Origin of the sequence: Vibrio anguillarum, from assembly GCF_001989995.2 — a bacterium.
In the GTDB taxonomy this organism is placed as follows: Bacteria; Pseudomonadota; Gammaproteobacteria; order Enterobacterales; family Vibrionaceae; genus Vibrio; species Vibrio anguillarum.
The window spans coordinates 18,592-32,627 of record NZ_JAHGUP010000038.1 but is presented as its reverse complement, the minus strand read 5'-3'; the positions used below and the strand labels follow the sequence as shown (position 1 = coordinate 32,627).

Genomic DNA, 14,036 nt, shown 5'->3' with positions numbered 1-14,036 from the left:
CTTCCGAAGAAGGCTTTATCTATATGGTTAATTTATCAATTATTATCGTATCAATAGCATCGGTACGCTTGATTCGGCTAAGAGCCGAGTGGTGTTACTGCCAACGAAGAACTGACGAAGTTTAGAGTGTCCAAACGCGCCCATGACGATCATGCCAAGTTGGTTTTGTTGTTGGTACTGAAGAATCGCCTTATGAACTTCGCCAGATAAGCACGCTTCCACAACGTGAATACCGTTCGCACATAATTTCTCGGCGGCAGCTTTAAACGCGCTCGCTTTATCGTGGTTATCTTCCACCATCACCAAATGGCACTCCAGCCCTTTTAGCAGCGGTGTTTTAATCGCTTTATCCACTAATTTCTGGCTAATTTCACTGCCATCAAAGGCTAATAGATAACTTTGTGGTGGCGTAAAATCACCCGTTGCCACTAAGGTGTGCGACTTCATTGTACGCACGATACTCTCTAATTGAGATCCAACAGCCATGGCGTCGTTTTGGTGCACTTCACCTGATTTACCGACCACCAATACACGAATTTCGTTTTCAAGATCAAGCAAAGTCTCCAGCAGGTTTCCGTGCTTTTGCAGTTTATGCACATCTTGTAAACCTTGTTCATGAGCTTTAGTTTCTAGCTCATTGAGTAACGCTTTACCGTGCCTTAAGGCTAGTTTAGAACGCTTTTCGTCTAGTTCAATAAGCTCTTTCAACAGCTGTTCTCGGCTGCCTAAACCGATGTTACCAGACAGTTCACTTTTGGTTTGATTGGCCGCCTTATCAAGTACGTGCAATAAGGTTAACGGTGCGTGTAAGCTTTTGGCGGCCCACACGCTTAAATTGGCGACCGACTGTGAATAAATCGATCCATCGATGCAAGCAATAATATTGGTCATAATCTTTTCCTTAATGTCCGCCCATCAGCTTTTCAACTTCTTCTGGCTTACCATGCACGCCGAATTTATCGACAATCGTTGCCGTTGCTTCATTCATACCGATGATGTTTACATCGGTCCCTTCGCGTCGGAATTTGATAACAGCACGATCTAGCGAAGAAACCGAAGTAATATCCCAAAAGTGCGCTGCAGAGAGGTCGATAGTGACACGCTCTAAGACCTCTTTGAAGTCAAACGCGTTCATAAATTGATCTGACGAAGCAAAGAAGACTTGCCCAACAACACGATAGGTACGCTCTTCTCCATTTTCAGAGAGTTCACTTTTAACCACCATGAAGCAGCCAATTTTGTTAGCAAAAAAGAGAGAAGCAAGCAGCACGCCGACACCGACACCGATCGCTAAGTTATGGGTTGCAACAACAACAACAACGGTCGCGATCATCACGATGCTGGTAGAAAGTGGGTGAGTTTTGAGATCCTTTACCGAACTCCAAGAGAAGGTCCCAATGGAAACCATGATCATTACCGCCACTAAAGCCGCCATCGGGATGAGCTTGAGCCAATCACTTAAAAACACCACCATGATGATCAGTAGAATACCGGCGCAAAAAGTAGAGAGTCTGCCGCGTCCACCGGATTTAATGTTGATGATCGATTGACCAATCATCGCACAACCGGCCATGCCGCCAAGAAAGCCAGTGGCAATGTTGGCGATACCTTGGCCTTTACATTCACGATTTTTATCACTGCTGGTATCGGTTAAATCGTCAACAATGGTTGCTGTCATCATTGATTCTAATAAACCGACAACGGCCAATCCGGCTGAATAAGGAAATATTATCCATAAGGTTTCAAGGTTGAGCGGAACATCTGGCCATAAAAATATCGGCAAAGTATCTGGTAATTCCCCCATATCGCCCACAGTGCGAATATCAATGCCAAAGCTGATAGCAATCAGAGTTAAGGCGATAATGCACACTAATGGCGAAGGTAGCAATTTGCCAACCACAGGAACGTAGGGGAATAGGTAGATAATCGCCAGCCCACCGAGCGTCATGGCATAAACGTGCCATGTTACATTGGTTAGCTCTGGTAATTGCGCCATAAAAATCAGAATCGCCAGCGCGTTAACAAACCCCGTCACGACCGAACGTGATACAAAACGCATCAAATCGCCCAGTTTGAGGTAACCGGCCAGTATTTGTAGAACCCCGGTCAAAACAGTGGCTGCCAGTAGATATTGCAAGCCATGCTCTTTGACTAAAGTGACCATCAAGAGTGCCATTGCTCCAGTGGCTGCTGAGATCATGCCGGGTCGTCCACCGACAATTGAAATGATCACGGCAATACTGAATGAAGCGTAAAGGCCGATTTTAGGGTCTACACCTGCGATGATAGAAAAGGCTATTGCCTCAGGAACTAATGCTAACGCAACGACAGTGCCAGCTAGAACATCCCCTCGCACATTGGAAAACCAATCGCGCTTAATATTTTGTAGCATACTTAATCTCTAAAAAATGAAATAAAAAGGTGAGTTGTGAGAGGTAAAGATCAATCTAGGGCGGCGTAAGCAGCATTCGCAACATCTCTTGGTTGATTTTAAAAATGTGATCCTAATCATTGATGTGGTGTAGGTCAACCAAACGATCACTATTTGTATTGCAGTCGTCGATTCCTCCCGTTGTCACGGTGTTTTTCAAGCGCTGCCCGTCGTACGCGAGGATAGTTCTGGTGTTTGACTTTTATTCTTTTGCTCCTTACACTTGAACATATTCGATATTCCATATGTATTGTTTATGTGCCGCAGTTTATCTTTTTATAAATCCTTGTCTGAAGAGACGAGGCTTAAATCCTTGCTGTTGATGAAGCACAAAGGGCAGTTGTGTGTGTGTGATTTAATGAATGCGTTGCAATTAAGTCAGCCTAAGGTGTCACGCCATTTAGCAGAACTGAGAAAAAATGAATTAGTGATTGATGAGCGGCGCGGCAAGTGGGTGTACTACCAAATTAATCCTGAGCTGGAAAGTTGGATGGTGCAGATATTGGACATCACGCTGAGCCACAATGCTGCATTGATTGCGCAAGAGCTAACGCGCATTGCTCACCCATCTTGCCAAAGTGAATGAAATTTTAGCGTTGCTATTTCGCCATGGCTGTAAGTATAAAGTTGTGCGCGGCTCCCTTTTAGACTTACCGAGAGATGTGATGTATGAGTGAATTACCTGTCTGCGCAGAAGCCTCTGCAGCCGAAAAAATGAGTTTTCTCGATCGCTATCTAACCTTGTGGATTTTCCTTGCGATGGGGTTAGGGGTAGCGATCGGTGTCTTCTTTCCGCAAGTAGCGCAATGGAATGAAAATATGTCGGTCGGTTCGACCAATATTCCGCTGGCGATCGGTTTGATTTTGATGATGTATCCACCGCTGGCAAAAGTGAATTACAGCCTGCTAGGTGAAGTGACTCGTGATAAACGCGCCATCACACTCTCTTTAGTGATGAACTGGATTGTCGGGCCTATCTTGATGTTTGCATTGGCGATCATTTTCTTACGCGATTATCCCGGTTATATGGTCGGACTGATCTTAATTGGTCTGGCGCGTTGCATCGCAATGGTGCTGGTATGGAATGATATTAGTGGCGGTAATAAAGAGTACGGCGCAGCGCTGGTGGCGCTCAATAGCGCATTCCAAATCGTCACCTACAGTTTTATGGCGTGGCTATTTATTACTGTTTTGCCGCCATATTTTGGGCTAGAGAGTTTTGTAGTTGATATTACCATTCTCGATATCGCCGAAAGTGTACTGATTTATTTAGGTATCCCATTTTTAGCTGGCTTTTTGAGCCGCAAATGGTTGGTGGCCGCGAAAGGTGAGCAATGGTACAACGAGGTATTTATTCCGCGTATTTCACCGATTACGCTGGTGGCACTACTAGCGACGATAGTTTTGATGTTCAGCCTGAAAGGCGGGATGATCATTGAACTACCGATGGACGTGATACGCGTTGCCATCCCTTTAGTGATTTACTTCTTAGTGATGTTTTTTGTCAGCTTTTTCATTGGTAAAAAACTGGGTATTCCTTACGATCAAAATGCCTCAATTGCTTTTACCTCATCAGGCAACAACTTTGAACTGGCGATTGCGGTCTCCATTGCCGTGTTCGGTTTAAATTCCGATCAAGCATTTGCGGGTGTGATTGGGCCCTTGGTTGAAGTGCCGGTGTTGATTGCCTTGGTCAACGTTGCGCTGCGTATGAAAAAGAAATACTAGCGCTCTCTGAGTCCGAACTTCAGGATATTTTTCTCATTAAATTTCATAACCGTAGACTGTTTTGAAAATGTGAAATGTTTGTGAATGAGTTAGAAACGTCATCTATGTTCTGCTACGCACGAACTCTTGATCCCAATGTTGCGATGCATCGGGGTATGATAGGCGTATCAAAAATAGATCTATTGGGAAATCGATTGTAATCAAAATGCAACAAAAGCCCTGCAACATACCATCAGCTATTTTACTGCTCGCTTTAGCATTGTTCTCTGAAGTCAGCGGTAACTTTTATTTAGCGGTAACTTTTCTATTGACAGCGATTTCTTTTTATATGATACATATGTACATCCGCATATGCAGAGATAAGTAAAATGCTACCTCATCAGTTTTTTAAATTGCTGTCCGATGAAACACGGGTGCGCTGTTTACTCATGATTGCACGCGAGCAACGAGTGTGTGTCGGCGAGTTGACACAAGCGTTAAATGAGAGCCAACCGAAAATTTCTCGCCATCTGGCTCTACTTCGTTCCAGTGGCGTGGTGGTTGATACAAGGCAAGGCCAATGGGTGTTTTATCGGTTATCGGACCAACTACCCGGATGGATGAAAAAACAAATTCAAGGGCTGGTGGGATCCAACTGCCTGAAAAAAGAATACCAACAAGATATGCAAAGGCTGGCAGAGATGGAATCTCGCCCAGAATGCTGTGTTTAGAAGGGATAAAAGGAAATAAAAATGTCTATTAAAGTCGGAATTAACGGGTTTGGTCGTATTGGCCGTTTAGCATTAAGAGCCTCATTTGATTGGCCAGAGATCGAATTTGTGCAGATTAACGACGTTGCGGGTGACGCGGCGACCTTGGCTCATTTGCTCGAATTTGATTCAATACAAGGCCGTTGGCATCACCAAGTGACAAGCGACGGTAATGCGATCATTGCCAACGGTAAGGTTATTCGTACCTCACAACAAAAAGCGATCAATGATGTGGATTGGTCTGGTTGTGATGTGGTCATCGAAGCAACAGGCAAACACCGCAAGTCTGAGTTTTTGAATCAGTATTTAGCACAAGGTGTAAAACGCGTGGTGGTATCGGCCCCGGTGAAAGAAGCGGGGATTGCCAATATCGTGGTTGGGGTCAATGACCACATCTTTGATCCACAAATACATCAGATTGTTACGGCCGCTTCTTGCACAACCAACTGCATTGCGCCTATCGTCAAAGTGATTCACGAGCAACTGGGTATTGAACATTCCTCGTTTACGACCATTCATGATTTAACCAACACGCAAACCATTTTGGATGCACCGCATAAAGATCTACGCCGCGCTCGTGCGTGTGGTATGAGCCTTATCCCGACCACAACCGGTTCTGCGACAGCGATTGTGGAAATCTTCCCCGATCTGAAAGACAAAATTAACGGTCACGCGGTGCGTGTGCCGCTAGCCAATGCCTCGTTAACCGACATTATTTTTGATGTGAAACGCGATACCAGCGCGGAAGAAGTCAACGCGCTACTGAAAGCCGCTTCAGAAAATGAGCTCAAAGGCATTCTCGGTTTTGAAGCGCGCCCACTGGTGTCGATTGATTACAAAGGCGATCAACGCTCAACGATTGTCGACGCACTCTCGACCATGGTGGTGGGCAAGCGCATGGTGAAAATTTACGCTTGGTATGATAACGAAATGGGTTACGCAACGCGTACCGCAGAATTAGCACGCAAAGTCGGTTTGGCATAAAGGAGCAAAGAAATGACACATCCTACATGGGAACTGCCTGTTGCAGAAAACAGCGCTGGTTTGGTATTGACGCCTTGCCCGGGGACAAAAGATCTTCCTCTGGTTGAGAGTATTGAACAACTGACATCTCAAGGTGTTACCGTTGTGGTGACGGCTCTAAGTCACGAAGAGATGCAAGAGAAAGGTGTTGGTGACTTGCCTAAAGTGGTTGAACAAGCGGGGCTGCAATGGTTTCACGCCCCAATTGAAGATGATTGCGCACCCGACCACCAGTTTCAAACGCATTGGCAAAGTATCTCCCCGTCACTTCATCAGGCGCTTGCCAAGGGAGATAAGATTGCCATGCATTGCATGGGTGGATCGGGTCGTACTGGTTTACTTGCTGCTCATTTATTGCTGGAGAAAGGTTGGGAACTGCAAAACATTATTACTCACGTTCAATCATTAAGACCGGGTGCGTTTACCAAAGATGTACAAGTTGAGTACATCAAACAATTTGTTAATCAATAACAGTCCCAAAGAGCTGCCTTAGGCGGCTCTTTTGCAAAGAGAGTGATTATGCTGTCTCAACTCAACCAAAACGTTCGCCAGTACATGCTAGTGACTTTTAATTATTGGAATTTTACCGTCACTGACGGCGCGCTGCGCATGTTAGTGGTGTTGTATTTTTATGATTTGGGTTATTCGACCTTAGCGATTGCGTCTTTGTTTCTCTTTTATGAATTTTTTGGCGTGGTCACTAACCTGATTGGCGGTTGGCTTGGTGCGCGTTTAGGGCTGAATCGCACCATGAATATTGGCCTTGGCATGCAAATATTCGCGCTCTTGATGCTTGCTGTACCTGCTGCATGGTTAACCATTCCTTGGGTGATGGCGGCGCAGGCGTTATCGGGCATCGCAAAAGATCTCAATAAAATGAGTGCAAAAAGTGCGATCAAAACGTTAGTCCCTGAAAATGCACAAGGGGCACTCTACAAGTGGATAGCCATTCTTACGGGTTCAAAAAACGCTCTAAAAGGGGCCGGCTTTTTTCTCGGTGGCGTCTTGCTCTCTTGGATCGGCTTTCAATATGCGGTAGCGGCTATGGCGGCGGTATTGTTATTGGTTTTTATCGGCAGTTTGCTCAGCTTGCAAGCCGATATTGGCAAAGCCAAAAACAAACCGAAATTTTCAGAGATTTTTTCCAAATCACGCAGCGTGAACATCTTATCAGCGGCTCGCCTGTTTTTGTTTGGCGCGCGAGACGTTTGGTTTGTGATTGCTTTACCCATTTATCTGGGCAGTGTTTTTGGTTGGGATCATAGCGCCGTGGGCGGCTTTTTAGCACTGTGGGTGATTGGCTACGGAGTGATCCAAGGGTTTGCTCCTAAAATAACGGGCAGTGCTTCAGACCAAGTGCCAGATGGGCGCTCTGCGCTCGGTTGGGCGGCGCTATTGGCGCTGATCACAGGTTTAATCGCCTACAGCATTCAAGCGCAGTGGCATCCGGAAGTCGTGATCATCGCGGGGTTACTGCTTTTCGGCGCGGTCTTTGCGATTAACTCATCGCTGCATTCCTATTTAATCGTGAGCTATGCCAAGGGGGATGGTGTATCGCTTGATGTTGGTTTTTACTACATGGCAAACGCGATGGGGCGTTTAATCGGTACCGTGCTTTCCGGGTGGGTTTTCCAACTTTGGGGATTAGCGGCGTGTTTGTGGGTTTCGTTTGGTTTTTTGCTGCTGACCACTCTCATTTCATTGGGGCTCCCGAAAAGCAAAGCTGTGTTGACGAGCGAACCGTAGCTTCACCAGCAGATCACTATTCCAGTGGATGGAGATTGTGATAGAGTCCGTGCTTTATTGAATGAATTGAGTCAGTCACATGAGAGCTTTTGTTGTAAGGGCCCGCGCCGCTTCCACGGATAAACAGACTTTTTTAGCCTCTGTTGGGCAAGAAGCCCACACCGAAATTTTGGCCCACGTACTCATGAACGCTATTTTTACTGCGCAGTCGCATCGTGATGACGTGGTGGTCTACTTAGTGCTGGAAAGTACGCAAGATTTCTCGCGGACTTTATGCTTTGAGTCGAGCCAGTTGCACAATATCGGTGGCTTTCACGAGCAAGCCTTGCTGACCAAAATAGGCCACGCTTTAGATGTTTCTGTGGGTATGGGCAAAGAGCAAACCCGAGAGGTCGAGCAAGGACTCACGGTTGAAACCATCAGTTTTGAAAAGTTGGTGCAACGCCTTTCTGAAAGTTACCACTTGTATTTACTGGATAAAAAAGGCGAAAGTGTCCGTGAGCATCAATTTTCTGACGACAGCTGCTTTTTACTTACTGACCACATCCCGATGCCGAAAAAAAGTTGGAACAGTTTAAAGCGCCTTAATACACAGAAAATCAGCCTTGGGCCTCGAATGCTGTTTGCCTCGCAGTGCATTGTGCTGATCCAGAATGAGTTAGATATTCGCGGTCTTTAAAAAGTCTTTTTCAAACTCATTTTTACTTTTTTTATCTGTGCTTCTTTATCAATTGGGCTGTGCTGATCGGAGTGTAAAAATCGATCCGCATAGTCTTGATAAATCTCTTTTTCTAAAAAGAGTAAGTAAAGCTTCGGATCTATATGGCCAGTGGTGGCCATGGTGGTCATGATCGCGATCGATTCACTGAGCGTTTTGGCCTTTTTATAGGGGCGATCGCTGGAGGTCAGTGCTTCAAACACATCGGCTATCGCCATCACTCGAGCGGGGATCGAAAGCTGCTCTTCACTTAAACCTCTTGGATAACCCGCGCCATCCATTCGTTCATGGTGGCTTCCCGCAATATCAGGAACGTTTTTCATATGTTCAGGATAAGGTAACCGCTTGAGCATCATGATGGTTTGCACAATGTGATCATTAATCATAAAGCGTTCTTCGTTGGTGAGCGTGCCACGGCGAATGGACAAATTATAGAGCTCACCTCGGTTATAACGCAGTTCTCCCGGTTGTAAAATAAAGTTTTCTTGCCACAGATCTTGTGGACGACAACCGTTTACCCAGTGCAACTGATGTACGGGTTTATCATCCAGTAAGCGCTCCATAGTGGGCAATGGTTTTGACTCTCCTGCACGTTGGTTCTCTATCCAAGAAGTACCGAGTTGATCATCTAAGGTGCGCTTCCATTCTCTTTGAGCAATTCGCTCTAAACGGATAAGATCATCATCGCTCATAAACTCACTGCCAATATTGCATTGCGCGACGAAAGCAAATTCCTCATCGAGGATTTGTTGGTTCGTCAGCAACTGCTGCTTGAGATCTGGCTCGTTCTTGCCCTGCGCAACACCTTGCCAGTAGTCCGTTTCAGCTTGACATTTGAGCAGCTCAAAACGCATTCTAATTTCGTGAATTCTGTCGTAGATCGTTTCTAATTTGGTCGCTTTATCAATCACATATTCAGGCGTGGTCACTTTTCCACAATCATGCAACCAAGCGGCGAGAGTGAGCTCTTCCCACTCTTCATTGGTCATGGAAAATTGTGGGAAATAGGTGCGATCGTTTTCCGCCGCTTTAGTGATCATTTTGGTTAATTCAGGAACTCGCTGACAATGGCCGCCCGTGTAAGGGGATTTGGTATCAATGGCTGAGGCGATCAATTCAATAAACGAGTTGAGCATCTTCTTTTGCCGCTGCATTTTGTCGATATTGTCTTTAGCGATTTCGGCAAAACTGAGCAGCTCTCGTAAAAATGCATGTTTGTCTTGCTGATCGGGAGTGATGGCCCGTTCGTAGCCTAGGTTTAATACGCCAACCAACTGCTTGTCTCGGTTGAGCAGTGGGAAAAGATAAAGATCAGAATTATACAGCTCATCTTTATGCTTACGCATCGAATTATCGGTTTTAGATAAGTGAACCGTTTGGCCTTTACGCAGTTCAGAAAGTAGCCACGGCATCTCTTGAGACAACTGATTGATATCAAGCTTAAAGGGAATGATGGCGTGGTTTGCTGCGGTGATAAATTGGTTATTTTCGTTGGCATAAGTGTAGAGCAAAATAGTTTCAGCTCGAGTGATCAAATAGCTTTGATGGGTAATCGTTTTGGCCAACACACCGAATTCTTGGTTGCTGGCAGTTTCGCGTAATAGTCGCAGCAAGTCGTGCAGTGTATGTTCCATGAGCTCTATCGATTGGGTTAAATTGGCAACTTCGCGGATCCGGCTTTTTGGGTAGCGTGTCTTTTTAAATTCAAAGCGCGTGATGTTGTCGGTCAATTGCACTAGGTTACCTAAAGGGCTGGCGAGCCTTTGCGCCACAAAACCAACCACTGCAAAAGCGATAGCGAGCATGATTAACGCGACAAAAATCTGCTGATCTCGCATCGAGAGCAAATCTGCGATCAAATCGTCTTGCGGTACCGCTTCTGCCAGCAACAAGCGTACATTGTCGTTTAAAAGTACCGGCGTTAACGTCACCGACCACGTTGTGCCATTCATATTGACCGTTTCATACAAAGTTTGGCTGCTGACCCGATTCAATATTGGTGCAAAAGTACTTTGCTGCAGCTGCTGTGCAATCTGTGAAGGATCTTGTTGTAGCTCGAACTTAGTATTGTGTTGGGCGAGTGGTCTAAATTGATTATCGAACAAAATGAGCTGAGCACTGTCAGAAAAACCCATCGTACTCATCTGTTTTGACAGTGAGTCAAGCGTGAAATCAGCGCCAAGCACACTCTTTCCATCGGTCGATCTACGTGACAGTGTGACGCCGCTCGTTTGTAGGAAGAAAAAGAAATAAGGTTCCGTTAAGCGTATCGCGCCATCTTGACTTGCCGAGGTAAACCAAGGACGCACGCGAGGATCAAATTTATTATTGTTATCTTGTTTGTCGAGCAGGCTTTCAAGGTTCTGGTCTAAATAGATAAAGCGGTTAGTGCCATCAACTTGAGTGTAATGGGCCAATAGCTGAGCTTGCGCGGGGGCATCAAAACGCTGTTTGGCTTTATCAAAGCTCAGCGAGCGAAATGTAGTACAAGCTCCGGCTTCGTCACAATAATAGAGCGCGACCAACTGTGGATTACGTTGGAAGGTCAGCCAAACGGTGGCGAGTTGGCGTGGGTCCGAGATGACTTTATCCGGTTGATCAATTACGTTACTAAAAGCTAAAAAATCGAGCGTAGTCAAGATAGGTGCGGCACTTTGTTTAAATGCTGATTCCAGTTTTTTGCTGTTTTCGCTACTTAATCCTTGTGCACTTACCGTCAGTAGTTGCTGACTATGGTGATAACTTATGCCAATCAATACAATGCCGATCACCATGGCGAGCACTAAAAAGAGACTCGTAATGTGAATGCTCAGTGAGTAACGACGTCGTTTCATAACCAACTCCGAATTGGATGACATTGCTAAGTATTGTTCAATGTGGGTAAGTTGCAAAAAACCATTTCACATCGGTGTGTGTTTATCCGGTCAGAAAGTGTCGATATGGTGAATATATCGCCCTTAGATTGAAGTGCCATCAGCGAGGCTGTTACACTGAAGCATCGCTGTTGGAATGGAATAATTAAAATGAATCTTGTCGTTGATACTCATACTCACACTTATGCAAGTGGTCATGCATACAGCACGCTTATTGAAAACGCGCGTTCAGCTAAAGAAAATGGATTGGCAATGTTTTGCACAACCGATCATGCGCAGTCGATGCCTGGAGCGCCGCATTATTGGTTCTTCTCCAATCAACGTATTTTGCCGCGCTTTTTAGACGGTGTTGCCATTATCCGAGGCATTGAGTCCAACATCATGAATCGTGCTGGCGAGATTGATGTTCACCCTTCTGTTGATCAAAACTTAGATTGGGTTATCGCCAGTTTTCATGAGCCCGTATTTCAGCCTGCCGATAAAGCGGCGCATACCGAAGCGTTAATCAATGTGATTAAAGGTGGACGAGTGGATGCGCTAGGGCACTTAGGTAACCCTAATTTCGATTTTGATTTTGATGAGGTGATCGCCTGCGCCGCCCAGCATCACGTTGCGATAGAAATTAATAACAGCACCTTAAAAGGACACAGCAGGGTAGGGAGTGTCGATCGCTGTTATGAAATTGCTAAGGTGGCGAAAGCGCATGGTGCTTATGTTACCACTGGCAGCGATGCCCATTTTTGTCAAGATATCGGCCAACTTCAACTGGCCAGTGAACTGCTTGAGAACGTTGGTATTGCTGCTGAGAAAGTGATTACGCACAGTGTCGAGCAGTTTCTGGCCTTTTTAGCACTGCGCGGGCGAAAAGCGATCGCAGAATATCAAACACTATAAGCCGTAAAGAGGTCATAAAAAATGACAAAAATTTGTCCCTCTTTTATCTTGAGATCCATTAAACTTGGCACTTCTTGCCAGAATAAAAAGAAATAATTATGAAAAAAATAATGATATTAACAGCTTGCGCATTATTTGCGGCTAGCGTGTCGGCGGCTAATGTTGACTTAAAACAGAACATGAAACAAATGAAGCTTGAATTTAAACAAGCGGCAGAAGCTACCAGCGTTGAAACAATGCAAGCACCCATTGAGAGATTAAGTCAGTTGGTTGAAGAGTCAAAACGAGGAAATTATCCACCGGAGAAGCAAGATCTCTATTTAGAAGGGTTTAATAAGCTTTCAATGGCATTAGACAAAATCGAAGTGGATCTTGAGCAAGGAAATTTAGAGCAAGCTCAACAAACGCTGCGGACGGTAGACGAACTGCGTGTTGAATACCACGAGCAGCGTAACCCAAGTATCTGGAAGCGCTTATTTGGTTAATCAGCTTTGTGGCCCCCTCACGATAACGTTGGATTAGTTATAACGTTCAATGGTTCGTGGGGTGGTCGCTGCCTGAAAACTGAGCTTGTAAGAAAGGCAGCAGTAGTAAGCCGATCACAGCGGCGCAAACAGAAATGGTGACAAAAAAGCCTCGCCATTCGAATTGCTCGACAATAATGGCTAACGGGTAACCGGCGAGCGCTGCGCCCATATACGCAAATAACCCCACAAACCCAGTTGCTGCGCCAGCCGAATCTTTGTGAGAACATTCCGCGGCGGCCATACCAATTAACATTTGTGGGCCAAAGACAAAAAAGCCAATCGTAAAAAAGCCAGCGGCTTGGAATACAAACCCCGTTAACGGCATCAGCCACAGCGCTGCTACCGAAAGAAAAATGCCCATTGAAAAAATCAGGTTCATTGGCCCACGGTTGCCGCCAAACAGTTTGTCTGAGCCCCAGCCTGCGACTAACGATCCAATAAACCCACCGACTTCAAACAGCGAAAGCGCGCCATTAGCCGTGATCAAATCATAGCCTTGTTGCTCGGTAAGGTAGATATTTCCCCAATCATTGATGGCAGTACGCACTATGTAGACCAGTACATAGCTCAAGGCGAGTAACCAAATGTACTTATTTCCTAACACATATTTGTGCAAGATCTGTTTAGTGCTAAGGCCGAGGCCTTCATTTTCTTGCGCCAGTTCAAGGGCGTCATTACGCCATTGACCAACACTGGGTAAACCTTGGGTCATTGGTTTATCACGCAATCGCCAACATAAGAAAACCCCACCAATAACGGCTAAACAGCCCGGTACAATAAAACCTTCGCGCCAACTAAAATGGAAAGTGAGAAAGCCAACCAGCAATGGGATCAACGCGCCCCCCACGTTATGAGCGGTATTCCATAACGCCCACCAAAAACCACGTTCAGAGCGCGAATACCAAGTTGTCAGGAGTTTAGAGCAAGAAGGCCATCCCCAACCTTGGAACCAAGCATTGAGCACCCAGAGTAAGATGAACATACTGATTGAGCTTGAAAAGCCAAACAGAATATTGATAAAACCCGTTGCCATTAACCCTAGGCCCATAAAATAGCGCGGGTTGGAGCGGTCCGACAAAATCCCAGACAGAAATTTTGAGATACCATAGGTGATGTAAAACAACGTGCCCATGATGCCAATATCACTCTTATCTAAACCGAGGTCAGCAATCATCGCGGGCATGGCGTAATTCAAACTTTTACGCGTGAAGTAGAAAAGCGCATAACCGACATACATCGCCATCATGATGTGAAAGCGCCAATAACGGTACTGCTGGTTAACCTCTTGCGCTGATGCAAGAAGCGGTTGCGGTGGTTGAGAGCGTAGAAAATTTATCATAGTGCTTT

At 45.6% G+C, this 14,036-nt stretch carries 13 protein-coding genes; 9 read left to right on the top strand and 4 right to left on the bottom strand.

Annotation, left to right across the window (positions count from 1 at the left end; genetic code table 11):
• Positions 1–42: 42 nt before the first annotated feature.
• Positions 43–891, bottom strand: a complete 849-nt coding sequence (locus PL85_RS10000; RefSeq protein WP_115340290.1) for a universal stress protein — start codon at positions 889–891, stop codon at positions 43–45.
• A 10-nt stretch (positions 892–901) separates the two neighbouring features.
• A complete protein-coding gene (locus tag PL85_RS09995) occupies positions 902–2,392 on the bottom strand; it encodes a SulP family inorganic anion transporter (protein WP_115340289.1) in 1,491 nt (496 codons plus the stop codon).
• A 295-nt stretch (positions 2,393–2,687) separates the two neighbouring features.
• Here PL85_RS09995 and PL85_RS09990 point away from each other — a divergent pair, with 295 nt between their 5' ends.
• The 7 genes from PL85_RS09990 (at position 2,688) to trmY (ending at position 8,356) form a co-directional block, all read left to right on the top strand.
• Entirely contained in the window at positions 2,688–3,017 is a 330-nt protein-coding gene (locus PL85_RS09990) for a metalloregulator ArsR/SmtB family transcription factor (protein ID WP_017044464.1), read from the top strand.
• A gap of 83 nt (positions 3,018–3,100) precedes the next feature.
• Entirely contained in the window at positions 3,101–4,159 is a 1,059-nt protein-coding gene (gene arsB, locus PL85_RS09985; RefSeq protein WP_115340288.1) for an ACR3 family arsenite efflux transporter, read from the top strand.
• A 368-nt stretch (positions 4,160–4,527) separates the two neighbouring features.
• Entirely contained in the window at positions 4,528–4,869 is a 342-nt protein-coding gene (locus PL85_RS09980; RefSeq protein WP_115340287.1) for a metalloregulator ArsR/SmtB family transcription factor, read from the top strand.
• A 21-nt stretch (positions 4,870–4,890) separates the two neighbouring features.
• Entirely contained in the window at positions 4,891–5,892 is a 1,002-nt protein-coding gene (locus PL85_RS09975; protein WP_115340286.1) for an ArsJ-associated glyceraldehyde-3-phosphate dehydrogenase, read from the top strand.
• Between the two features lie 12 nt (positions 5,893–5,904).
• Positions 5,905–6,402: a cyclin-dependent kinase inhibitor 3 family protein gene (locus PL85_RS09970; protein ID WP_094165525.1), complete on the top strand. Its 498-nt coding sequence runs from the start codon at positions 5,905–5,907 to the stop codon at positions 6,400–6,402.
• A gap of 42 nt (positions 6,403–6,444) precedes the next feature.
• Positions 6,445–7,677: an organoarsenical effux MFS transporter ArsJ gene (gene arsJ / locus PL85_RS09965; RefSeq protein WP_115340285.1), complete on the top strand. Its 1,233-nt coding sequence runs from the start codon at positions 6,445–6,447 to the stop codon at positions 7,675–7,677.
• A 79-nt stretch (positions 7,678–7,756) separates the two neighbouring features.
• On the top strand, positions 7,757–8,356 hold the full coding sequence (gene trmY / locus PL85_RS09960; RefSeq protein ID WP_013868023.1) for a tRNA (pseudouridine(54)-N(1))-methyltransferase TrmY: 600 nt from the start codon (positions 7,757–7,759) through the stop codon (positions 8,354–8,356).
• Here the strand turns inward: trmY and PL85_RS09955 are convergent.
• Positions 8,353–11,229: an HD domain-containing phosphohydrolase gene (locus PL85_RS09955; protein ID WP_327786422.1), complete on the bottom strand. Its 2,877-nt coding sequence runs from the start codon at positions 11,227–11,229 to the stop codon at positions 8,353–8,355. The genes trmY and PL85_RS09955 overlap by 4 nt on opposite strands.
• A gap of 189 nt (positions 11,230–11,418) precedes the next feature.
• On the opposite strand from PL85_RS09955, the gene PL85_RS09950 reads away from it, so the two are divergent.
• Positions 11,419–12,162, top strand: coding sequence for a phosphatase (locus PL85_RS09950; RefSeq protein WP_013868021.1), 744 nt, complete (start codon positions 11,419–11,421; stop codon positions 12,160–12,162).
• Between the two features lie 98 nt (positions 12,163–12,260).
• On the top strand, positions 12,261–12,647 hold the full coding sequence (locus PL85_RS09945; RefSeq protein ID WP_115340283.1) for a cytochrome b562: 387 nt from the start codon (positions 12,261–12,263) through the stop codon (positions 12,645–12,647).
• 46 nt (positions 12,648–12,693) lie between these two features.
• On the opposite strand, the gene uhpC is transcribed toward PL85_RS09945, so the two are convergent.
• A complete protein-coding gene (gene uhpC / locus PL85_RS09940) occupies positions 12,694–14,028 on the bottom strand; it encodes an MFS transporter (protein WP_017048480.1) in 1,335 nt (444 codons plus the stop codon).
• Positions 14,029–14,036: the final 8 nt, after the last annotated feature.